A 21499-nucleotide genomic window follows, 5' to 3' on the forward strand; every position below is an offset into this window, starting at 1 on the left:
GCCGATACCGTGTTCACTATTTAAAAAAGCTGGGGAAATAGATAGGGTTACTAATCCTAATACCACCATAACCCAACTCATGATGTGATTGAATATGCCGCGATCGCGATCGTGACCGGTGCGACCTCGGCATGGTTCGGTTATTACTTCAATATCCGCAAGGATCGTTTGCAGTGGGACCGCCAGCATGCGACGCGTTGGGATGGGGCTCGGCGAGAGGCGTACGTCGCCTTCGCCGCCGCGATCAAACATGAGGTTCGTCTGCACACAAAGATGGCGGCGGCCAGACATCCGCAATTGTGGCCGGGGCATGAAACATTGGCCGTATCCGAAGGTTGGCCGCTGCTGGTTTCGGCCGAGGACGAGCGCGCGGATCTGCTCGAAGCGATACTCCTGCTCGCGGACGGTCCGACGGTTTCGGCCGCGCGAGCCTGGCAGCAGAAGGTATGGGAACTGCGGGTGCTGCACACCGATGAATCGATCTCCGCGGAGACCGTTCGGTGTGCACTCGCGACGGCCTCGGAAGCCAGGGACCGCTTCTACGCTTGTGCGCGACCGGATCTGGGGATCGTCACCGCACTTCCGGCACCGCAATCCCTGCTCCAGCAGCATGATCCGGAGATCCGCTTGCCCACCTCGTGAATGGGGTGTCAGCCGATCTGCGGTGCGACCTTTGTGCCGAGTAGATCGATATTGTGCAGCACCTTTTCGTGCGGCAGCGTGCCGACGCTGGTGTGCAGCATGAAACGGTCCAGGCCCAGGGTGTCGCGGATGTCGGCGATCTTCTCGGCCACGTAGTCGGGCGTGCCGACGAACAGCGAACCGCTTTGCGAGCGCATGCCATCGAACTGCGGGCGGGTCATCGGACCCCAACCGCGTTCGCGCCCAATGGTGCTCATGGCCACGGCGTACGGCTCATAGAAATCAGCGACCGCCTGCTCATCGGTATCGGCGATATAGCCGTGCGCGTGCACCGCCACCGACTGCTTCTCGTGCCCGCCCTCCTCGAGCGCACGGTGGTAGAGATCCACCAGCGGCTTGAAGTGTGCAGGTTGGCCGCCGATGATCGCGATCGCCAGCGGTAGGCCGAGCAGTCCGGCGCGGACCACGGATTCCGGGCTACCGCCGACCGCGATCCAGACCGGCAGCGGCCGGTTGTCCGTGCGCGGGTAGATCACTGCATCGCGCAGGGGAGCACGGAATTTGCCGTTCCAGGTCACCGGCTCATCCGCGCGAATGCGCAGCAGCAGTGCCAGCTTCTCCTCGAAGAGCTCGTCGTAGTCGCTCAGGTCATATCCGAACAGCGGAAAGCTCTCGGTGAACGAACCACGCCCGGCCATCAGTTCGGCGCGGCCGTTCGAGAGGCCGTCCAGCGTGGCGAAATCCTGGTACACCCGTACCGGATCATCCGAGCTCAGCACGCTCACCGCACTGGTCAGTTGAATGCGCTCGGTGCGCGCCGCGATCGCTGCGAGCACGACCGCGGGCGCGGATGCTGCGAAGTCCTTGCGGTGATGTTCGCCGACGCCGTAGACGTCGAGTCCGGCGCGTTCGGTGGCGACTGCCTCGTCCACCACCTCGCGTAGCCGTTCGGCCGCGGTGGGCGCCGGTCGGTCGCCGACCGGGTACAGCTCCGCGAAGGTCGTGAGTCCCAGTTCCACAGCTCGAGTCCTGTTCCTGTGTAGTTTCTATGTCAACCACTAGCCTAAACGGACCATGGTCCGAAACTATTCCATCGGATGGCCATATGCTCATGGCCAGGTCGGGCGCGGGGACGGACGGTGCGCGATGGCCGGTGCGGATAGTCTTGTTCCATGTCTGTGCGTACCCGTCAGCCACTTGTTCCCGGCACGCTTTCGCCCACCCGTGAAGTTCCACGCTCGATCGAGCGTCCGGAGTATGCGTGGAAGAAGACCGTGAACGAGGGGCGCGAGCCCTGGGTGCAGACCGCCGAGACCATCGAAAAGATGCGGCTCGCGGGCAAGATCGCGGCACAGGCACTCGAGGAGGCGGGCCGGGCGGTGGCGCCCGGCGTCACCACCGATGAGCTGGACCGGATCGCGCACGAGTACATGTGTGATCACGGCGCGTACCCATCGACATTGGGGTACAAGGGTTTTCCGAAGTCGTGCTGCACCTCGCTGAACGAGGTGATCTGCCACGGCATTCCGGACTCGACGGTGATCCAGGACGGTGACATCGTCAATATCGATGTCACCGCCTATATCGATGGCGTACACGGCGACACCAATAAGACCTTCCTGGCCGGTGATGTCGACGAGGAGGTGCGGCTGCTGGTCGAGCGCACGCACGAGGCGACCATGCGTGCCATCAAGGCGGTTCGGCCGGGCCGTGCGCTCAATGTGATCGGGCGGGTGATCGAGTCCTACGCCAACCGATTCGGCTACGGCGTGGTGCGCGATTTCACCGGCCACGGCGTCGGCCCCACCTTCCACAGCGGCCTGGTCATCCTGCACTACGACCAGCCCGCCGTGGAATCGGTCATCGAGCCCGGTATGACCTTCACCATCGAGCCGATGATCAACCTCGGCGGCATCGATTACGAGATCTGGGACGACGGCTGGACCGTGGTCACCAAGGACCGCAAGTGGACCGCGCAGTTCGAACACACGCTGGTCGTGACGGAGACGGGCGCCGAAATTCTGACGTTGCCGTGACGGGTGAGCCGCGCGGTTCGAGGCGTGCGCTGTTGTGCCGTCGAGGAGTCGGGTGCCGAAATTCCGAGCTTGCCGTTGTGCGCGTGGCCGCGCCTGACGGGGATGCGGTGAGCACGTGCACCGAGCTGCCGTGACCGGCGAGCTGAAGGGCGCGCTGCTGGTCGCCGGAACGACCTCCGACGCCGGGAAAAGCGTTGTGGTGGCCGGACTTTGCCGGATGCTGGCCCGGCGCGGGATACACGTCGCGCCGTTCAAGGCCCAGAACATGTCCAATAACTCGGTGGTCACGCTCGACGGTGGCGAGATCGGCCGCGCGCAGGCGCTCCAGGCGGCGGCATGTGGGCTGGAGCCGAGCGTGCGGTTCAATCCGGTGCTGCTCAAACCCGGTAGCGACCGCCGCTCACAGCTGGTGGTGCGCGGCAAGGCCATCGGCACCGTCGGTGCCAGCGACTACTTCCAGCATCGTCGGGATCTGCGCGAAGTCGTTGCCGCCGAACTGAATTCGCTGCGCGCCGAATTCGATGTGGTGATCTGCGAGGGTGCCGGTTCGCCCGCCGAGATCAATCTGCGCGCCACCGATCTGGCGAATATGGGTCTGGCGCGGGCGGCGCGACTGCCGGTGCTCGTGGTCGGCGATATCGACCGCGGCGGCGTGCTCGCGCACCTGTTCGGCACGGTGGCGGTGTTGGAACCCGAAGATCAGCAACTGATCCGCGGCTTCATCGTCAACAAGTTCCGCGGCGATGTCGAACTGCTGCGCCCCGGACTCGATCGGCTCACCGAGTTGACCGGCCGCCCCACGCTGGGCGTCATTCCGTACGCGGACGAACTGTGGATCGACGCGGAGGATTCGCTCGGCACCGTCGCCGACGCACCGGTCGGCCGTCCCCGCCCGCCGCTCGGCGCCGAATGGCTCACCGTCGCCGCCATCCGCCTGCCGCGCATCTCCAACTCCACCGATATCGAGGCCCTGGCCTGTGAGCCGGGTGTCGCGGTGCGCTGGGTCAGCGACCCGTCGCGGCTGGCCGATGCCGATCTGGTGGTGCTGCCGGGCAGTAAGGCGACGGTCTCGGATCTGGAATGGTTGCGGCGCACCGGAATCGCCGATGGGCTGCGTGCCAGGGCTGCCGCGGGGCGGCCGGTCCTCGGCATCTGCGGCGGCTATCAGATGCTCGGCGCTCGCATCGTGGATCGCGTCGAATCCGATGCGGGGACGGTCGCGGGATTGGGTCTGCTCGATCTCGAGATCGAATTCGCCGACCCGAAGATGCTGCGGCGCAGCACCGGGCGCGGCATCGGCAACGGAATTCCCGTGCACGGCTACGAAATCCATCATGGTCGGGTCGGGCGCACCGGTGATCCGGCCTGGCTGGAGCTGAACGGATGCGAACCCGAGGGCAGTGCCCACGGCGCGATCTGGGGCACGCATCTGCACGGCCTGCTGGAATCGGACGAGTTCCGCCGCAGCTGGCTGCGCGAGGTTGCCGCACAGGCGCGCCGTCACGATTTCATCGTCGCCGACGACACCTCGGTAGCGGCGATCCGCTCGGCCCAGCTCGACCTCCTCGCCGACCTGATCGAAGATCATCTCGATATCGCCGCGATCGAGCGCGTGCTCACCGACGGTGTACCGGCCGAGCTGCCTACCATCGTGTCCGGCCTGGGAATCGGCAGCACACTACGGTGATTTCGCACCGTGGCGGATAACCGGAATGTTCATGTCCCTAACGCGCAGGCAAGTGACACGCGGTTCCGTTCAATTGAGGCGTGTACCGTACTCCGGCATGAAATCTCGGCGGATCACAGTCGGTGACCGGGCATGGACCGTGCGGGTCGACGGCCCGGAGTCTCGGCACAGCGTGCTGCTGTTGCCCGACGCCGGTGATCCGGTCGACGTCTACGACCAGGTATGTGCGCGTTTGCACACCTCGGACCTGCGCACGATAGCGGTGGAATCGGTGGCGGACCTGGATCCGGCGGGCGTGTACGCCATCCTCGACGAGCTGGGCGTTCCGTGGGTGAACGTCGCCGGACGGGGTGTGGGCGCGACGCTGGCCTGGCAGGTCTGCGCGGGTGGGTTCGGCCGGTTCATCAGCCTTGTGGTGGCCGATCGCGGCCATCCTGCGGTACCTGCCGCCGATGGCACAGTGCTGGACCCGAACTGTCGGCCGGTGGAGGTGGCCGCCACGGTGCTGGTCACCAAGAATCTGGCCCGCTCGGTCGCGGACTCGTCCGGGCGCTACGTCTACGGCGAATTCCGGGTCGTGGAGATCGACGTCGACAATGTGGCGACCGAGGCCGACCACGAATTGGCCACCGAGATCGTGCTACGCACCAGCCTCTGGTGAATCGGCGGTCTTCTTGCGGAAGACCACCAACCAGTCCAGCCAGCTGTCGAGTTCGGCGAAGGCCTTGGCCAGCGGTTCGGCCGAAGACAGGAACACATCGTGGCGCGCGCCGTCGATGGGGACGATATTGGTCCGGTCACCGAGGCAGCCGGACCAGCGTTGAATCTGCCTCACGTCGAGCACTGCATCCGCCACGTCGACGGCCGGACCGTACTGGCGCGCGAATTTCGTAATGCGCGAACGCAGAATCAGCGCGGGCACGCCGACCGATAGACCCGCCTGCAGCTTGGCATGCCCATTGCGGATGGCCCGCAGCCAGCCGAGCCGGACCGGGAACCCCGCCAGGGGCTTCCAATCCAGGTTGTAATCCCATTCGCCCGCCACACTGCGGTGCAGGCTGTCGCCGTAGGAGCTGATCTTGCCGCCGGGTAGTTCGAACATCGAGCGGAACCGGCCCAGCGCCTTGATCACCGGGGTGCCGATGGTCCGGTAGTACGACGGGCCCTGCAGGTCGAACCAGGGGCTGTTGAGGACCAGGCCGACGATGCCCGACGCGGCCGTGCCCGTCGCCTTGTTGAGCCGGTCCAGCCACAGGGAGGCGATCAGGCCGCCGGTCGAATGCGCGACCACCAGCACGTGCTCGCCCGCCTCCTCCTGAACGATCCGCAGCGATTCGTTCAGTTCGGCGTCGTAGAGCGCCAGATCGGTCACGTAGTGCGGTGTCTGGCCGTCGCGCAGCGAGCGACCGCACTTGCGCAGATCGAGCGCGTAGAAGCGATGCCCGCGCTCGGCGAAGTGTTCGGCGAGATGCTGCTGGAAGAAGTAGTCGGTGAACCCGTGCAGGTACAGCACCGCGGGTTCGGTGGCGGTGGCAGCGGTATCGGGGATGTACCGCACGAGGGTGGCGACCGCCTCGCCTTCACCGTCGGGGTCCGGACCGAGCAGCAGGGTTCGCTGCTGATAGCCCGCACCGAGGACGTCCGGCGTCCACCGCTCGGCGGCCGCAGCCGTGATATCGGACACGCTGAGCGGGGCTTCGTTCGTCACAAGGACCAATCTAGGCGACGTCTGCGCCGGATCGAAGATCGAACCCGGGAAGGAATCTATGTCACATTCGGCAAGTTCGCTGTCGGGCTTCGAACAGCTGAGGTGCACAATTGGGCGTAGGTGAACGGCGGGTAACCTACTTCCGCCGAGTCACGCAGGACTCGCGAACAACCACATAGCGCCCGTGCCCAGCAGGCCCACCGTGGGGGTGGGCGTGCGCAGAAGGACAAGGAAGTCGATCTACCCGTGCCGAACGCTGCCATGACTGAAAAGACCGATGTAGTACTCATCGGTGCCGGGATCATGAGTGCCACCCTCGGCGCACTGCTTCGGCAGTTGCAGCCGGAATGGTCGATCTCCCTGTTCGAGCGGCTCGACGCCGCCGCCGCCGAGAGCAGCGATCCGTGGAACAACGCGGGCACCGGACACTCCGCACTGTGTGAACTCAACTACAGCCCGCAGAATCCGGACGGGTCGGTCGATATCAGCAAGGCCATCGACATCAACGAGCGCTTCCAGGTCTCGCGCCAGTTCTGGTCCTACGGCGTGGAGAACGGCATCCTCGGCGATCCCGGCGCGTTCATCAACCCCATCCCGCACGTCAGCTTCGTGCACGGCGCGGACAATGTGGACTACCTGCGCAAGCGCTACGAGGCGCTGTCGCGGCACCCGCTGTTCGCCACCATGGAATACATCGACAGCCCGGACGAATTCGCGAAGCGACTACCGCTGATGGCCAAGGGCCGTGACTTCTCCGATCCGATCGCGCTCAACTGGACCAATGAGGGCACCGATATCGACTTCGGTTCGCTCACCAGCGAACTGCTGGCCTACCTCGGCCGCAGCGGGGTGGATCTGGCCTTCGGCCACGAGGTCCGCGACCTCAGCAAGCAGGCCGACGGCTCCTGGCTGGTCAAGGTGCGCAACCTGCGCACCCGCCGAACCCGCACGCTCATCAGCAAATTCGTTTTCGTCGGCGCCGGTGGTGGTGCGCTGCCGCTGCTGCAGAAGTCGGGTATCAAAGAGGCCAAGGGTTTTGGTGGCTTCCCGATCAGCGGCCAATTCATCCGCTGCACCAACCCGGAGCTGATCTCCAAGCACGAGGCCAAGGTCTACGGCAAGGCCGCGGTCGGCGCGCCGCCGATGTCGGTGCCGCACTTGGACACTCGCATTATCAAGGGCAAGCCCGGACTGCTGTTCGGGCCGTACGCCGGGTGGACGCCGAAGTTCCTCAAGGACGGTAAGAACACCGACCTGTTCAAGTCGGTCAAGCCGAACAATATCTTCTCGCTGCTCGGCGTCGGCGTCACCGAACTCGGCCTGACCAAGTACCTGATCAGCGAGCTGCTCAAGTCCGAGGCGGGCAAGGTGGCCACCCTGACGGAGTTCATGCCGCGCGCGGATGGACACGACTGGGAGCTGATCACCGCGGGACAGCGCGTACAGGTGATCCGGCGCAAGGGTGCAGGCGGTGTGCTCGAGTTCGGCACCGCGGTTATCGCCGCCGAGGACGGCACAATCGCGGGTCTGCTCGGCGCCTCGCCCGGCGCGTCGACCGGTGTGAGCGCCATGATCGACGTGCTGCAGCGCTGCTTCCCGCGTGAGTACGCCGACTGGACGCCGAAGCTGAAGGAAATGGTGCCCTCGCTGGGCGTGAAGCTCTCGGAAAACCAGGCGCTGTTCCAGGAGGTCTGGGATTGGTCGACCAAAACCCTGAACCTGAACGGCGTGTCGGACAACACGCTCAAGCTGTAGGGGTCGCGCCGATCGCCTAGTTGTGATAGCAAGACGCGATGATGTCAACGGTTGCACTCAAACGGTCCTGGGCGCTCGATCTCGACACCGCCACCCTGTACCAGCTGTTGAAGCTTCGCGTCGAAGTCTTTGTCGTCGAACAGAAATGCGCGTATCCGGAGCTGGACGGTCTCGACCTGCTGCCGGAGACGCGCCATTTCTGGCTCGATGACGAGGGTGAGGTCATTTCGACGCTGCGCTTGCTCGAGGAGCACGAGAACGGCGTGAAATCGTTCCGCATCGGGCGGGTGTGCACCGCGGTTCCGGCGCGCGGGCATGGCTACACCACTCGGCTGGTGCAGGCGGCGCTCGCCGAGGCGGGGTCGGCGACGGTGCGGCTGAGTGCGCAGACGTACCTGGTCGATATGTACGCCAAGTTCGGGTTCAAGCCCGATGGCGATGAGTTCGAGGAAGACGGCATTATGCATCTGCCGATGCGTAGGGGCTGATGCTGGCTGTCGGGTAGATCGTGAGCGCCTCGCGCAATGGTGTCAGCTTGTGCGAGGTGGTCGCTGGGGGCGCGTGCAGACGCGGGCATGTGGATGGGTTGCTGGGGGAGGCGGGGGCATGCGAGCCGGTGCTGGGGGCGCGTGGCGGGCTTGCGAGCTGGTCGCTGGGGAGCGCGGTCTCGCCGCAGGGGTGCCGATCGACAGGCGCGCCGGATGGCGCGGCTCGGCGGCACGGTGCGGGCCGGTGGAGGGTGCTGCCGGGTGGTGGTTCCGGCGCGAATACAGTTGGGACGTGTCCCTGTCCCATATGGAAACCGCGCCGCATGCCCCCTCGCTGACCGGTCCGCGTCCGGATACCGACGGTGCTGCGGGATTCCCTTTCTCGGCGGTGGTCGGGCAGGAACGGTTGCAGCTGGCGCTGATCCTGTGTGCGGTGCATCCCGGGATCGGCGGCGTGTTGGTGCGCGGAGAGAAGGGGACCGCGAAATCGACTGTGGTGCGGGCACTTGCGCAGTTACTGCCGCCCGTTGTCGATGAGACCGGTGCGCGGCCCGCTCGGCTGGTCGAACTACCCGTCGGCGCCACCGAGGACCGGGTGGTCGGATCGCTGGATCTGGAGCGGGTGCTGCGCGATGGTGAGCAGGCGTTCAGGCCCGGGCTGCTGGCGGCCGCGCATCACGGTGTGCTCTACGTCGACGAGGTGAATCTGCTGCACGACCACCTGGTCGACGTCCTGCTCGACGCCGCGGCCATGGGGCGGGTGCATATCGAGCGCGATGGGGTCTCGCATTCGCACCCCGCCCGATTCGTGCTGGTCGGCACCATGAATCCGGAGGAGGGTGAGCTGCGGCCGCAGCTGCTGGACCGATTCGGGCTCACCGTCGACGTTGCGGCCTCGCGGAATGTGGACATCCGGATGGCGGTGGTGCGACGTCGCCTCGACTACGAGGCGGATCCGGCCGGGTTCGCGGGGCGCTATGCCGCCGCCGATCGGGAAGTGGCCGAGCGGATTCTCACGGCCCGCGATCGGGTCGCCGCTGTCGCACTCGACAATGTCGAGCTGCGGCGGATTGCCGCGCTGTGTGCATCTTTCGATGTCGATGGGATGCGGGCGGATCTGGTGGTGGCCAGAACCGCTACCGCGCATGCGGCTTGGCGTGGGGCGGATGCGGTGGCCGAGGAGGATGTGCGCGTCGCCGCTGAGCTGGCACTGCCGCATCGGCGGCGTCGGGATCCCTTCGATGAGCCGGGGATCAGCGAAGAGCAGCTGGATGAGGCGATGCGCGAGGCAGGGGAAGAGGCCGCGCGGGCCGAAAAGTCCGGTGGGCGTGACGAATTGGAGCAGTCGAGTTCGGGGGACGACGGCGCGGACAGCCATCCGAACGATGCGGCATCCGATGGCAGCCCGAGCGCTGCCGACAACGCGGGTCCGAGTGACCATCAGGACGATGCGGCATCTGATGGCGGTCCGAGCGATGGCGATGACACCGGCCTGATCGACCACCTGGACGCGGATGGCAACGGTGGCCCGGATGGTGCAGGCCCCGACGATGATGCGGACGGACGTGGTCCCGATGACGATGGTCCGGATTCGCCGAGCGGCGGGCCCGGTGGTGGGCGGTCGCCGTCCGCGCGCGCGGGGCGCACCGGCACACCCACGACATCCGTTGTGACACCGCCACGTTGGGAGGTGCCAGGCGTCGGTGAGGGCGCGGCGGGTCGCCGTTCGCGTGCGCAGACCAGACAGGGCCGCACCGTTCGCTCCAGCGCCGACACCTCCGCTGGCCTACATCTGCTCGGCACCGTCTTCGCTGCCGCGCCGCATCAGCGTTCCCGTGGTCGCGCCGATGGGCCGTTGAAGTTGGCCGCCGATGATCTGCGCGGCGCGTATCGCGAAGGGCGCGAAGGCAATCTGGTCGTCTTCGTGGTCGACGCCTCCGGATCCATGGCGGCCAGGGATCGACTTTCGGCGGTCACCGGCGCTGTGGTCGCGCTGCTGCGCGACGCTTATCAGCGACGCGACAAGGTTGCGGTGATCACCGTGCGCGGTCAGGAAGCCGAACTCGTCCTGCCGCCGACGTCCTCGGTGGACATTGCCGTGCGCCGCCTGTCCGGCATGCGCACCGGCGGCAAAACCCCCCTCGCCGCAGGACTTTTGAAGGCGCGCGAAGTCATACACCGCGAGCGCGTCCGCGATCCCCGCCGCCGCCCGATGCTGGTGCTCCTCACCGACGGCCGCGCCACCGGCGGCACCGACCCGGTCCTACGCGCCCGCGCCGCCGCGAATCTGCTCGCCAACGAGGCGATCACCTCGATCGTCGTCGACTGCGAACGCGGCATGATCCGCCTCGGCCTCGCCGCCGATCTGGCCCGCACCCTCCGCGCCGGATACCTCCAACTCGCCGAACTGACGGGCGATTCGGTAGCGAATGTCGTCCGTGCCGGATCGGGTCGTCCGGGTGTCAGTGCGACCTGGGCCGCATGATCGGGGTGCTGCCGCCTGGCTGCCGACGTGGCCCACGTAATGCGTGCCGGATATGTACCGCTCGGCGAGCTGACCCGCGGTTCGGTAGCGGATGGCGTTCGCGCCGGATCGGGTCGTCCGGGTGTCGGTGCGACCCGAGCCGCATGATCAGGGTGTTACCGCCTGGCCGCCGACCTGGCTCGCGCTCTACTGGCCGGATATCCCCAACTCGGTGGGCTGACCGGCGATTCGGTCGCGGATTTCGTCCGCGCCCGGGCGGCTGTCGGAACGACCCGAGTCGCCTGATCGTGTCGATGTCAGTGTCCTGCGTCGAATCCGCAGCGAGCCAACGATATTCGGCAATTCTGTACAAGTCGGCACCGCTTGATCGTGGTGACGCGACCGTCATTGGTCGAACCCGAGCGATCTGTGGTCGTTCCGGGTTTCGACGCACGATTCGCTCGGCGACGACACCGAAGCCCGAGCTGTCCGCCGTGACGGCTGAGCGTCGAATCAGTTTCGGTCGTACGGCCGACGATCTGGCCGTGAGTCGCGTAGACGCTCTGACCTATGGATTTCCAAGGAGTTTCAATGCCTAAGGGTGTGCCGGAGACGGTTCCGGATGATGGGCTGACCACGCGGCAGCGCCGCAATCAGCCGGTGCTCGCGGTGCATACCGGGCCGGGTAAGGGGAAGTCGACGGCCGCCTTCGGGATGGCATTGCGGGCGTGGAATCAGGGCTTCGATATAGCGGTATTCCAGTTCGTGAAGAGCGCCAAGTGGAAGGTCGGGGAGGAGGCCGCATTCCGCACTCTCGGCCGCCTACACGAGGAGACCGGCACCGGCGCACCGGTCGAATGGCACAAGATGGGCGAAGGCTGGTCCTGGACCCGCAAACAGGGCACCGATGAAGACCACGCCGCCGCAGCCCTAGCAGGCTGGCGCGAAATCGCCCGCAGACTAACCGCCGAACAACACCGCTTCTACGTCCTCGACGAATTCACCTACCCCCTCAAATGGGGCTGGATCGACATCAACGAGGTAGTCGACACCCTACAAACCCGCCCCGGCACCCAACATATAGTCATCACCGGCCGCGACGCCCCCCAACCCCTACTCGACGCCGCCGACTTAGTAACCGAAATGACCAAACTCAAACACCCCATGGACGCAGGCCGCAAAGGCCAACGAGGCATCGAATGGTGAATCCCGCGAGAATGCGCTGGTGCAGGTGGGTACTCGACGTTTGCCTGCACCAGTGCATGGTGATCAATTGACCAGCGGGGGTTTGGTGGGGAGGCGAGTTCCGGCGGTGGTTATTGCGGCTCCGGCTTCGGGGAGTGGGAAGACGACGCTGGCTACGGGGCTGATCGGGGCGCTGCGGAGGGCAGGGCATCGGGTGGCGCCGTTCAAGGTGGGGCCGGATTACATCGATCCGGGCTATCACGGGTTGGCTGCGGGGCGGCCGGGGCGCAATCTCGATCCGGTGTTGGTTGGCGCGGAACGCGTTGTGCCGCTTTACCGGCACGGTGCGGATAGCTGTGATCTGGCGGTGGTCGAAGGTGTAATGGGGCTGTTCGACGGGCGCATCGACGAGAACCGATCCGGACCGATCGCCGAGGGATCCACCGCCCAGGTCGCCGGATTGCTCGGCGCCCCAGTGATATTGGTCGTCGATGCCCGCGGCCACAGCCAGAGCCTCGCCGCCCTACTGCACGGCTTCGCCACCTTCGACTCCGGCATCCGCCTGGGCGGCGTCATCCTGAATCGCGTCGGCAGCGAACGCCACGAGGAGGTCCTGCGCGCTGCCTGCGACCGAGTAGGCCTCCCCGTCCTCGGCTGCCTGCCCCGCATGACCGAACTAGAGGTCCCCTCCCGCCACCTGGGCCTCATCCCCGCCGTAGAGCACGGCTCCGCCGCCACCGCCGCCGTCGAAGCAATGACAAATCTCGTCGCCACCCACGTCGATCTCCCCGCCATAGCCCGCTTGGCCCACACAACCGTCACCGGCCCCGCATGGGATCCAGCCACCGCGATCCACGCCGCCGCGGAGTCGCTGTCCGAACGGGATGCATTCGCCGGGAGGAGTGCGTCGCGGCCGGAAACAGGCGCGTCGCAATCGATCACTGGTCGGAGTGATGCGGTTGCCGCGGGATCGGGTCGTACCGCAGCTACCGGAGCGGTGGGAGTCGCTGCTGTAGTCGCCGGGGGCGTGAGTGATGCGGGTGTGATGGGCATGAGTCGTGGGATCGCGGGGGACGGCGGTGGGGCTGCGGGGGTGGGGCTCGGGCCGGTGATTGCGATGGCCGGTGGGCCTGCGTTCACGTTTGGGTATGCCGAGCATCGGGAGTTGTTGGCGGCGGCGGGGGCTCGGGTTGTGGTTTTCGATCCGATGCATGATGAACTTCCCTCTGGTACATCGGGATTGGTGTTGCCGGGTGGGTTTCCGGAGGAGCATGCGGCGGAATTGGCGGCGAATACTCAGCTGTTGGCGCAGGTGGGCGCGGGGGCGCGGGCCGGGCTTCCGGTGCATGCCGAATGCGCCGGGCTGCTGTATCTGACTCGCTCGCTCGACGGACACCCGATGGCGGGTGTGGTCGACGCAACGGCGGAATTCGGCCCCCGCCTTACCCTTGGCTACCGAGATGCCGTGGCACTCACCGATTCCGCACTGTGGCGAGCGGGCGAGCGCGTACGCGGCCACGAATTCCACCGCACCCGACTGGTGACCTCCGGCACCGACGCCCCCGCGTGGGGCTGGCACACCGCAGCCGACCGCATCCGCGAGGGCGCCCTCATCCACCGCGTACACGCCTCCTACCTACATACCCACCCAGCCGGAAATCCCGAAGCCACAAGCCGTTTCGTCGCCGCAGCCGCCCACTACGCCCGAACTCGTGCCGCCGTTCGACACCCGTGAGGTGCGAGCCGACGCATCGGCGAATGTGGTCGCATCGCCCAATAGGCAAGCGCGATCACCTGATTTGGCTGTCGGGATCGGGTTCCGGCCCGGGACATCGAGCGAACGCCTGCTGGCTGCGCTGCGAGAAGTGATGGGTGACAAGCCCATTGCCTGTCTCGCGACCATCGACCGGCGCGCTGGGGAGCGTGGCCTGCTCGGTGCCGCGAGCCGGTTGGGCGCTTCGGTCCGTGCCTATACAGCGGCCGAACTTGCCGAGGTTGATGTTCCCAATCCCTCGGCCCGCACCGGCGACGCGCTCGGTACGGCAAGCGTCGCGGAGGCCGCCGCGCTGCTCGCCGCAGGTGGGCCGCTTGTTATTCCCAAGCGGACGGTCGATGGAATCGTGATTGCCGCCGCGCTCGTCGCCGAATCGTCTTCGGCATAAGGCAAGTTCAACCTCTGGATGAACGGGCAGCCCGGCCAGACGTGCCCGGCCAGACGTGCCTTGCCTGCTCATACGTGCCCGACCCAGATGAGCGCGCCCAGACGCACCTGCGCGAAGAAGCTACTGGGGACATGCCGCCCTACTCAGGCGCGCCCGCCCACTCGGGCGCGCCCGCCCGGAAACCTACGGCGCCACGGAACCCCAGTCGGCGAAGCCGGTCGGATCGTGCCGCCCGAGACTCGCGTGCTCGAACAAACCCCACCCTTCGGACTCCCCACAGCGGGCATGCGCGACGTGGTCGATGACGCCGAAGGGGATGCGGCTTGCGATGGCCGGGTCGGTGAGGTCGTAGGTGCTGTTCGAGGACCAGTCGCGGCCCATCCAGCGGCCGTGCAGCCAGTCCGGGTCGCCGCCATAGCCGCAGCCGACGTGCAGGGGGACATTGGTGACGGTGCGGATCTCGACCTCGAGCGGCTTACCGTCCCGGGTGCTGAGCTCCAATCGAGCGCCTACCGGATGTCTTGTGCCGGAACGGTATTCGATGTGGTAGCGCGGCCATCCCAACTGTTCGGTGCGGCCGTCCGGGAAGACCCGAACGGCGTCGTTGAGGGTGCGCTTGCCGTCGGGCTCCTCCTGCAGAATCACCACGATGGCGAAATCGTCGAAGCGAATCGGCACATACATCCACCAGAACCCGCCCGAGGGTTCGGCGGCGGCGCGGCCGGGCGGCTCGGGTTCGCCGACCGGGCGGATGCCCCAGGAGCGGTCCCTGGTGCCCATCCAGACGGCCGGGTCGATGGTGAGGTCCGTGCCGTCGACGTGCAGTGTCCCTTCCCACGAGCCGACCTGCGCGAAACGGGTCGCCTGGATGATCGGACGATTGCCGTTGAGGATGAGATGCGGTTGTTCCTCGACGGTGGGAAACGATCCGTGCCAGGTGAGGTCGAAGCCGAGATCGTCGTGCTCGCAGACCACCCGGATCCGCTGCAGCGGTTCCTGTACCTCGATGCGGTAGCCGCCGACGCGCAGGTCGATGCCGCGATCACCGAGCGCGTCGGAGAAGCGGACCGTGCGCTGGATATCACCACGCCGCACGCAGGCGTACGCGTCGATCACCCCGAGGTTCGGATAGACACCGCCGCCGGTGACGAAGAAGGTGCCGCCATCGCGGTCGTGACCGTTGAAATAGCTTCGGTCGTAGAAGTTCCGGTCGCTGCTGGCGACTCGGGCCATCGACAGATGGGTCTGGTGGATGGGGTATTCATCAAGGGGCGAAGGCGCGGAGCCTGCGGAGCGACCCTCGGGTACAGCCATGATTTCCTCTAATCCCATTCGTAGGTTCCGTCGAGCAGCGCCTCCAGGCTTGCCCGGTGCATTACGTAGTCGTCGCGATCGGGAGTGTCGGTGTCCTCGCCGAAGTGGATCATCCGGCGCTTGACCCTGGCCATGACGATCGCGTGCCGCAGCGCCGCGTAGACGATGTAGAAGTCGAGATCGCGAACCGTATATCCGGTGATCTCTTCGTATTTCGCGACAACGTCCGCGCGCCGCAGGAAGTCCGGCAGCCCCGGCTGGTCGAAGCGGGTGGCGATGTCCTGGAAGAAGCGGTGAATGAAGATGAGCCAGGCGATATCCAGCTCACGCGGGCCGAGTCCGGCCATTTCCCAGTCGAGCACGCCGACCGGGGTGAATCCGTCGTACAGCACATTGCCGGGTCGGGAATCGCCCCAGCTCAGTACGTCGGGGCCGGGATCGGCGGGCCAGTGCGCGTCGAGCCAGTCGAAGGTCCGCTCGATCAGCGGGATCGGGTAGCCGTCATCGGCCAATGCCCAGCGATACCAGTTCCGATGCCATTCGACATGGCGGCGCAGTGCCTGCCCGGGAGCGTCCAGCATCGGGAATCGCGTTGCCGGGTCCGGGATTTCGTGCACCTTCGCGATGACCTCGACGGTCTTCGCGGTCAGTTCGGCCCGCTCCTGCGGACTCGCGTCGAACAGCCAGCCGATGAACACATACGGCGGATTGTCCGAGGGCACCTGGCCCTCGATCCGGCGCATTACGAAGAACTTTGTGCCGAGCGCCTTCTCGTCGGTCTCCAGCCAGCACAGTTCGGGCACCGGCACCTCCGAGGCCGCCGCGACCCCTGCCATGATCCGGTATTGCAGTTCCAGGTCATAGGTTTCGAAGACCGGGAACGAATCGGCATCCGGGGTCATCCTGGCCACGAACGAGCCGTGCTCGGTCCGCCCGCCCACACTCCATTCGGCGTCGAACAGCACTGTCGGACTCGACATCCCGGCGCCCTGTGGCCGCGACAGCGCCGAGATCTTGGGCGGGCGATCCGCCCCGACCCTACCGCCCAGCCACCGGGACAGGTCCTCGGCGAGGGTGTCGAGGTCCCGCGCGCTGACGGTCAGCTGCCGCCGCGCGGTGGGGTCCGGATCTTCGGCCATTCTCTGTCCTCCTGACGCATGTGCCTGCGGCGACTGTAACGCGTTCTAGTTGGTGCTTACCGCAAAAATTAGAAGAAAACCTACGACCCTCACTGGGTGATATTCGGTATTGACATTCCAGCGCACCGAGCGGTCGGCGGGCGGGCGGTCATACTTCCGGCGGATGCCCATACCCCGGTGGGTCGGGGTGGAAATCGGGGTTTTCCTGGAAGCGGGTGGGGTGAACGCGCGGATACCGTCGGCGGATGTGACGTCGTTGGGTGAGAGTGAGGGGATCGGTGTGAGTGCGGTCGGTGCGGAGGTTCTGGATCGGGAAGACAGCGTGATACCGCCCGAGGCGCACTCGCGGTGGAATCCGTTGACCAGGATCGCGTTTCGGTTCTCCTTCCTCTATTTCGGCCTGTTCTGCCTACTGTTCACCCAGATTCCCTTCGCATTCGTCGGGCTCCTCGCCGATTCGCTGCCGGACAGTGCGGTGCTCTGGGAATTTCGCACGATAAGCCCGGTCGTCGAGTGGGCCGGTCGACTGTTCTTCGGCACCGATGTCGTGCTGCACGAGGATTCGGGCAGCGGTGATCAGCGGTTCATCTGGTCGTTCGTCTACTGCGTGCTGATCGTCGCGGTGGTGGCGACGCTCATCTGGACGGTGCTGGACCGGCGCAGGCCGAACTATCAGCGGCTACAGGCGTGGTTCCTGCTCTTCATTCGGATGTGTCTGGGCGGACAGATGCTGTTCTACGGATTCGCCAAGGCGATTCCGACGCAGATGCCCGAGCCTGCGCTCGCCAAACTGCTGCAACCATATGGTGAGTTCAGTCCCGCCTCGGTGCTGTGGAATCAGGTCGGGAGCTCACCCACCTACGAGATCTTGCTCGGCTGCGCCGAAGTGCTCGGCGGGCTGTTGCTCTTCGTGCCGCGGACCGCGACGCTCGGCGCGATGCTGAGCCTGGTGAGCTTGGCGCAGGTGTTCGTGCTCAATATGACCTTCGACGTCCCGGTAAAGATCCTGGCATTCCACCTCATGCTGCTGAGCATGGTCCTGCTGGCGCCGCAGGCGCGGCGGCTGGCGAACGTGCTGGTACTCGACCGGCCGTCCGAACCGACCATGCAGCCGGATCCGTTCCGCGGCAACCGAACTCGACGGATCGCGATAGCGCTGCAGGTCGCGCTCGGTGTGTGGATGGCGGTTGGCTTTGTGCACACGGGGCTGAAGTACTGGAACGAAGGCGGTGGTGGCAGCCCGAAGCCGCCGCTGTACGGGATCTGGACGGTATCGGAGTTCACTCAGGACGGCATTCCGGTGCCGCCGCTGACCACCGACGAAACACGCTGGCAGCGAGTCGTATTCGATGTGCCGGGGATGACCTATCAGAAGATGGACGGCACGCTCGTACCGGCCGTTCCCGCTGTCGACACCGCCGCGCACACGATCGCCGTATCCGCACTGCCGGAGCAACCGGACGCGCAGCCGACTCAGATTGCCGCCTTCAGCTTCGAACAGCCCGCGCCCGACCGTCTGACACTGAACGGGCAGTTGAACGGTCGGTCGGTGACCATCTCCTTGCGACAGGTCGATCTCAACGGCTTCCCGCTGCGCGGACGTGGGTTCAATTGGGTGCAGGACTACGCGTACTTCCACTGAAAGCTGGTGCCGGAGCTGCTGATCAGCCGATGGTGATCGCATCCAGCCTGGTGCGCAGGAAGGCCGCCGACACCACCGGTTGCAGTCCGCTCACTCGGCCGATCGGCGGCTCGAGCGGGGTGACCACGGCATCGTGATCGAGTTCGTAGAAGTAGATCAGCGAGACCAGATCCTCCTCGGGCGCCTCCGGTTGCGGTGGCAGCACCCGATGCCTGCCGGACGGCCAGCGTTCGCCGCTCCAATAGGCGAGCAGGTCACCGATATTCACGGTCAGCGCGGCCGGATCGTAGGGTGCGTCGGCCCAGCCTCCGGCTTCGGTGTAGATCTGCAATCCGCCCGCGCCGGGCTCGCGATCGAGCACGGTGACGGTGCCGAAATCGGTATGCGGGCCGATGCGGTACTGACCGGGTTCGGGCGCGCCGACCGCGCTGAGCGGCGGGTAGTGGTTGATATTGCAGGTCCAGGTAGGACGTGCGGCCAGACCCTGGAAAGGGTTGGCGGGCAACTCGAGTGCGGCCGCGAACAGGGCGAGCAGTTCATCGGAGAGGGTGCGCATGGCGGCGGTGTACGCGGTCATCAGCTCGCGCAGTTCGATCACCTCCTCGGGCCAGACATTGGGCAGGAACCAGACCTCGTCGACCTCAGGATCGCCGGTGCGGGTGTCGGCGCCGACGGCGTAGGTCTCCTTGAGATCGGGTGGCGTTTCGGTGCCCTCGGCATAACCGTTGGCCTCCTTGCCAGGGCCGATCCAGCCACGGCCGCCGACGGTGACCGCATAGCGCTGCTTGACCTCTTCCGGTAGCGCGAAGAAGCGGCGGGCCGCCGCGCGCACCTGCGCGGGCAATTCCGCCGGTATGCCGTGCCCATAGACGAGCAGGAATCCGGCGCGACGCAACCCCCGGTCTACATCGCGTTCGACTTCGGCGGCGGCCGATCCGCCCGTCCGCCACCGGGCGAGGTCGATCGAGGCGATCGCGTTCATGCTTCGGTCCCTTCTGTTCGGCCAGCGCTACCGTGCGGGAATGCTCGACGGAAGTGTTCTGTCACTATGCGTCGATCTGGTCGGACACCCCGATGTCTTCGTGCCAGAGCAGTGGTTGGTCGGCGATGAACTCGGTCATCAGGTCGATGCAGCGCTGGTCTTCGAGCACGGTCACCGCGACGCCGTGTTCGGCCAGCCAGTCGTGGCCGCCGTGGAAGGTCTGCGACTCCCCGATGATGACCGCTCCGATGCCGAACTGGCGTACCAGCCCGCTGCAGTACCAGCAGGGCGAGAGGGTGGTCACCATGATGGTCGAGCCGTAGTCGCGGCGACGGCCCGCATTGCGAAACGCATCGGTCTCGGCGTGGATGCTGGGGTCGTCGGACTGCACCCGGCGGTTGTGCCCGCGTCCGAGCAGAGTGCCGTCCGCGGCGAACAGGGCCGCGCCGATCGGGATCCCGCCTTCCGCCAGCCCCCGCTGCGCTTCGTCATAAGCCACTTCTAGCAGTTGCCGTGCGGTTATCGCCTGCGTCATGGCTCCAACCTCCAGGAACCGGGCGGCTATCGCAACGTACAGTTCGTCCGCTCAGATCGACGGCCGGGATGACAAGATGACCATATGTTGCCCACCGTCCGCGAGCTACTCGCCGACCAGTTCAGTGCGGCCGATCCGCTCGTTCTCGCTGGTCACAGTAGATTGGGGCGGTCGGTTCGCTGGGTGCACTCCAGCGAGATCTACGAGATCAGCCCGCTGCTGTCCGGTGGTGAACTGCTGCTCACCACCGGCCTGGGCCTGGCCGGTGTCGATGCGGGGACGCGGCGGCACTATCTGCGCGAGATCGCGGGCCGCGGGGTCGCCGGGGTGGCGTTCGAGTTGGGGCGCACCTTCGACGCGATGCCGCCGGATATGGTCGCGGAGGCCTCGCGCAATGGGCTGCCGCTGATCGCGCTGCGCGCTGTGGTGCCGTTCATCGACCTGTGCCGGGCGGCCAATATCGAGATCGTGTCGCGCGAGGTGTCGGCGCTGCGGTTGCTCAACGAGCTCGCGCGTGATGTCACCAGGGAACTCGCGGCGGGTAACGGGTTGGCGCATCTGCTCGCCAGGATGGGTGCGGCTACCGGCTGTGCGTTGATCGTGACCAGCGGCAATGGTGCGTTGATCGCGGCGCACGGCGTCGACGATGATCGATCGGCGTGGGCCGCCGTCGAAGCAGCGGTCGCCTCGGCACCGATCCGTGCGCGGGAGAACAACTGGGGAACGCTCACGGCGGGACCGGGATCCGTGCTCGACGAGGCCACGCTGGCGCAGGTGCTGCAGCAGTCCGCGCCGAGCCTCGGCTTGGCCCTGACGAATTCGGGTGCGCCGACCGGTCGGCCGCAGCTTGCGGCGATGACGCTGCTGGCGGATCTATTGGACGGCAAGCCGATTCGGCAGGCGGATCTGAAGGTGCGCGGTACCGCAGCCGGAGTTCCTGCGCTGTCGGGACGGATACTGGTCCCGGTCGCGCTCGACGCGCCTGATGCGCGTATTGCCGCGCGTCTATTGGATACCGCGGCAAAGGAACTCGGTAGGTCGGGGCTGGTCGGGGAGGTTCATGCCACGACGTATGGGCTGCTCACGGTCGAGCGAGGTGGTGCAGATCCGGTCGGTGAGACAGTACGCGTACTGCGAAAGTCGTTTGCCACCAATACTGTCGAAGGGGTCACGATCGTGGTCGGCGATCCTTGTGAGTTCACCGCGCCCGCACTCACCGGTTCGCTGCAAGCCGCACGTTCCGCACTCCGGCTTGCGACGCTTCATCGCCGGGATCGGCTGGCGGGCGGTCCGATCTCGACCTGCCGCGAGCTGGCCACTGAGTTGGTGGTCGAATCTCTGCCGGAATCCGAACGAACTCGCTTGATAGCCACCACCGTCGCACCCCTGATCGCCTGGGACGCAAGCCATCACAGCGATTTGTCCCGCACCCTGGAGGTCTACCTCCGGCACGGCGCCAGCCCGACTCGCAGCGCCACCGCCTTGCATATCGGACGCCAATCTCTCTACCAACGCCTCGACCGCATCCGCGAACTCCTCGGTTACGACCCGAGCGACCCGGCATTGGCCGGAACCTTGCTGCTAGCCCTGTGCGCCCACCGACTCGCCGCAGTGCGCTGACGCGCCGTAGGCGTCGGAAAATCCCAGCAATACACCAGTTTTCGTCGGTGGGCTCACGTACGGTGATGCCACCTCTCTTCGAGGGGCGGAGGACTCGGTCCTACTCCGCGCCCAGAAGGGAGGTGGTGGGGATGGCGAAA

General features: G+C 66.2%; 19 protein-coding genes. 13 read left to right on the forward strand and 6 right to left on the reverse strand.

Annotated features, from left to right (window positions below; all coding sequences use genetic code 11):
• The first annotated feature begins 84 nt into the window (after window positions 1-84).
• Window positions 85-642: a hypothetical protein gene (locus ABZW16_RS21930; protein WP_354957802.1), complete on the forward strand. Its 558-nt coding sequence runs from the start codon at window positions 85-87 to the stop codon at window positions 640-642.
• An 8-nt stretch (window positions 643-650) separates the two neighbouring features.
• Here the strand turns inward: ABZW16_RS21930 and ABZW16_RS21935 are convergent, their stop codons facing one another.
• On the reverse strand, window positions 651-1661 hold the full coding sequence (locus ABZW16_RS21935; protein WP_354957804.1) for an LLM class flavin-dependent oxidoreductase: 1011 nt from the start codon (window positions 1659-1661) through the stop codon (window positions 651-653).
• Window positions 1662-1814: 153 nt separating this feature from the next.
• Between ABZW16_RS21935 and map the strand changes: the two genes are divergently transcribed.
• The 3 genes from map (at window position 1815) to ABZW16_RS21950 (ending at window position 5026) form a co-directional block, all read left to right on the forward strand.
• Window positions 1815-2678 (forward strand): type I methionyl aminopeptidase, encoded by an 864-nt coding sequence (gene map / locus ABZW16_RS21940; protein ID WP_354957805.1) that lies wholly within the window; start codon window positions 1815-1817, stop codon window positions 2676-2678.
• Window positions 2679-2820: 142 nt separating this feature from the next.
• Window positions 2821-4365: a cobyric acid synthase gene (locus ABZW16_RS21945; RefSeq protein WP_354957840.1), complete on the forward strand. Its 1545-nt coding sequence runs from the start codon at window positions 2821-2823 to the stop codon at window positions 4363-4365.
• A gap of 97 nt (window positions 4366-4462) precedes the next feature.
• Window positions 4463-5026 (forward strand): alpha/beta hydrolase, encoded by a 564-nt coding sequence (locus tag ABZW16_RS21950; protein ID WP_354957806.1) that lies wholly within the window; start codon window positions 4463-4465, stop codon window positions 5024-5026.
• Here the strand turns inward: ABZW16_RS21950 and ABZW16_RS21955 are convergent.
• Window positions 5006-6073, reverse strand: coding sequence for an alpha/beta hydrolase (locus ABZW16_RS21955; RefSeq protein WP_354957807.1), 1068 nt, complete (start codon window positions 6071-6073; stop codon window positions 5006-5008). The two genes, ABZW16_RS21950 and ABZW16_RS21955, sit on opposite strands and share 21 nt — an antisense overlap.
• A gap of 261 nt (window positions 6074-6334) precedes the next feature.
• Between ABZW16_RS21955 and mqo the strand changes: the two genes are divergently transcribed.
• The 7 genes from mqo to ABZW16_RS21990 all read left to right on the forward strand — a co-directional run bounded on the left by mqo (window position 6335) and on the right by ABZW16_RS21990 (window position 14127).
• Window positions 6335-7828, forward strand: a complete 1494-nt coding sequence (gene mqo / locus ABZW16_RS21960) for a malate dehydrogenase (quinone) (RefSeq protein WP_354957808.1) — start codon at window positions 6335-6337, stop codon at window positions 7826-7828.
• A 38-nt stretch (window positions 7829-7866) separates the two neighbouring features.
• Window positions 7867-8316: a GNAT family N-acetyltransferase gene (locus ABZW16_RS21965; protein ID WP_354957809.1), complete on the forward strand. Its 450-nt coding sequence runs from the start codon at window positions 7867-7869 to the stop codon at window positions 8314-8316.
• A 307-nt stretch (window positions 8317-8623) separates the two neighbouring features.
• A complete protein-coding gene (locus tag ABZW16_RS21970) occupies window positions 8624-10801 on the forward strand; it encodes a VWA domain-containing protein (protein ID WP_354957841.1) in 2178 nt (725 codons plus the stop codon).
• Window positions 10802-10892: 91 nt separating this feature from the next.
• Window positions 10893-11021 (forward strand): hypothetical protein, encoded by a 129-nt coding sequence (locus ABZW16_RS21975; RefSeq protein ID WP_354957810.1) that lies wholly within the window; start codon window positions 10893-10895, stop codon window positions 11019-11021.
• Between the two features lie 350 nt (window positions 11022-11371).
• Entirely contained in the window at window positions 11372-11986 is a 615-nt protein-coding gene (cobO, locus tag ABZW16_RS21980) for a cob(I)yrinic acid a,c-diamide adenosyltransferase (protein ID WP_354957811.1), read from the forward strand.
• A gap of 106 nt (window positions 11987-12092) precedes the next feature.
• Window positions 12093-13700, forward strand: coding sequence for a cobyrinate a,c-diamide synthase (locus tag ABZW16_RS21985; RefSeq protein ID WP_354957842.1), 1608 nt, complete (start codon window positions 12093-12095; stop codon window positions 13698-13700).
• 25 nt (window positions 13701-13725) lie between these two features.
• Complete coding sequence (locus tag ABZW16_RS21990) at window positions 13726-14127, forward strand: cobalamin biosynthesis protein (RefSeq protein ID WP_354957843.1); 402 nt, start codon at window positions 13726-13728, stop codon at window positions 14125-14127.
• A 183-nt stretch (window positions 14128-14310) separates the two neighbouring features.
• Here ABZW16_RS21990 and ABZW16_RS21995 read toward each other — a convergent pair whose 3' ends face one another.
• Window positions 14311-15441: a hypothetical protein gene (locus ABZW16_RS21995; protein WP_354957812.1), complete on the reverse strand. Its 1131-nt coding sequence runs from the start codon at window positions 15439-15441 to the stop codon at window positions 14311-14313.
• 8 nt (window positions 15442-15449) lie between these two features.
• Entirely contained in the window at window positions 15450-16580 is a 1131-nt protein-coding gene (locus ABZW16_RS22000) for a phosphotransferase family protein (protein ID WP_354957813.1), read from the reverse strand.
• Window positions 16581-16743: 163 nt separating this feature from the next.
• Here ABZW16_RS22000 and ABZW16_RS22005 point away from each other — a divergent pair, with 163 nt between their 5' ends.
• Window positions 16744-18222: a DoxX family protein gene (locus ABZW16_RS22005; RefSeq protein WP_354957814.1), complete on the forward strand. Its 1479-nt coding sequence runs from the start codon at window positions 16744-16746 to the stop codon at window positions 18220-18222.
• Between the two features lie 22 nt (window positions 18223-18244).
• On the opposite strand, the gene ABZW16_RS22010 is transcribed toward ABZW16_RS22005, so the two are convergent.
• Together ABZW16_RS22010 and ABZW16_RS22015 are read right to left on the reverse strand one after the other, a co-directional pair.
• Window positions 18245-19204 (reverse strand): 2-oxoglutarate and iron-dependent oxygenase domain-containing protein, encoded by a 960-nt coding sequence (locus ABZW16_RS22010; protein WP_354957815.1) that lies wholly within the window; start codon window positions 19202-19204, stop codon window positions 18245-18247.
• Between the two features lie 64 nt (window positions 19205-19268).
• Window positions 19269-19739: a nucleoside deaminase gene (locus ABZW16_RS22015; RefSeq protein WP_354957816.1), complete on the reverse strand. Its 471-nt coding sequence runs from the start codon at window positions 19737-19739 to the stop codon at window positions 19269-19271.
• Between the two features lie 84 nt (window positions 19740-19823).
• Here ABZW16_RS22015 and ABZW16_RS22020 point away from each other — a divergent pair, with 84 nt between their 5' ends.
• Window positions 19824-21359 carry a PucR family transcriptional regulator gene (locus tag ABZW16_RS22020; protein ID WP_354957817.1) on the forward strand — a complete coding sequence of 512 codons (1536 nt, stop codon included), beginning with the start codon at window positions 19824-19826 and terminating at the stop codon, window positions 21357-21359.
• Window positions 21360-21499 lie beyond the last annotated feature (140 nt).

Source organism: Nocardia sp. NPDC004604, from assembly GCF_040609795.1.
Classification (GTDB): Bacteria; Actinomycetota; Actinomycetes; order Mycobacteriales; family Mycobacteriaceae; genus Nocardia.

Excerpts from the sequence above, each read along its gene's own strand:
- map (WP_354957805.1), top strand. The coding sequence starts at position 1,815 with ATGTCTGTGCGTACCCGTCAGCCACTTGTTCCCGGCACGCTTTCGCCC.
- ABZW16_RS21950 (WP_354957806.1), top strand. The coding sequence starts at position 4,463 with ATGAAATCTCGGCGGATCACAGTCGGTGACCGGGCATGGACCGTGCGG.
- mqo (WP_354957808.1), top strand. The coding sequence starts at position 6,335 with ATGACTGAAAAGACCGATGTAGTACTCATCGGTGCCGGGATCATGAGT.
- ABZW16_RS21965 (WP_354957809.1), top strand. The coding sequence starts at position 7,867 with ATGATGTCAACGGTTGCACTCAAACGGTCCTGGGCGCTCGATCTCGAC.
- ABZW16_RS21970 (WP_354957841.1), top strand. The coding sequence starts at position 8,624 with ATGGAAACCGCGCCGCATGCCCCCTCGCTGACCGGTCCGCGTCCGGAT.
- ABZW16_RS21975 (WP_354957810.1), top strand. The coding sequence starts at position 10,893 with ATGGCGTTCGCGCCGGATCGGGTCGTCCGGGTGTCGGTGCGACCCGAG.
- cobO (WP_354957811.1), top strand. The coding sequence starts at position 11,372 with ATGCCTAAGGGTGTGCCGGAGACGGTTCCGGATGATGGGCTGACCACG.
- ABZW16_RS21995 (WP_354957812.1), bottom strand. The coding sequence starts at position 15,441 with ATGGCTGTACCCGAGGGTCGCTCCGCAGGCTCCGCGCCTTCGCCCCTT.
- ABZW16_RS22000 (WP_354957813.1), bottom strand. The coding sequence starts at position 16,580 with ATGGCCGAAGATCCGGACCCCACCGCGCGGCGGCAGCTGACCGTCAGC.
- ABZW16_RS22005 (WP_354957814.1), top strand. The coding sequence starts at position 16,744 with ATGCCCATACCCCGGTGGGTCGGGGTGGAAATCGGGGTTTTCCTGGAA.
- ABZW16_RS22010 (WP_354957815.1), bottom strand. The coding sequence starts at position 19,204 with ATGAACGCGATCGCCTCGATCGACCTCGCCCGGTGGCGGACGGGCGGA.
- ABZW16_RS22015 (WP_354957816.1), bottom strand. The coding sequence starts at position 19,739 with ATGACGCAGGCGATAACCGCACGGCAACTGCTAGAAGTGGCTTATGAC.
- ABZW16_RS22020 (WP_354957817.1), top strand. The coding sequence starts at position 19,824 with ATGTTGCCCACCGTCCGCGAGCTACTCGCCGACCAGTTCAGTGCGGCC.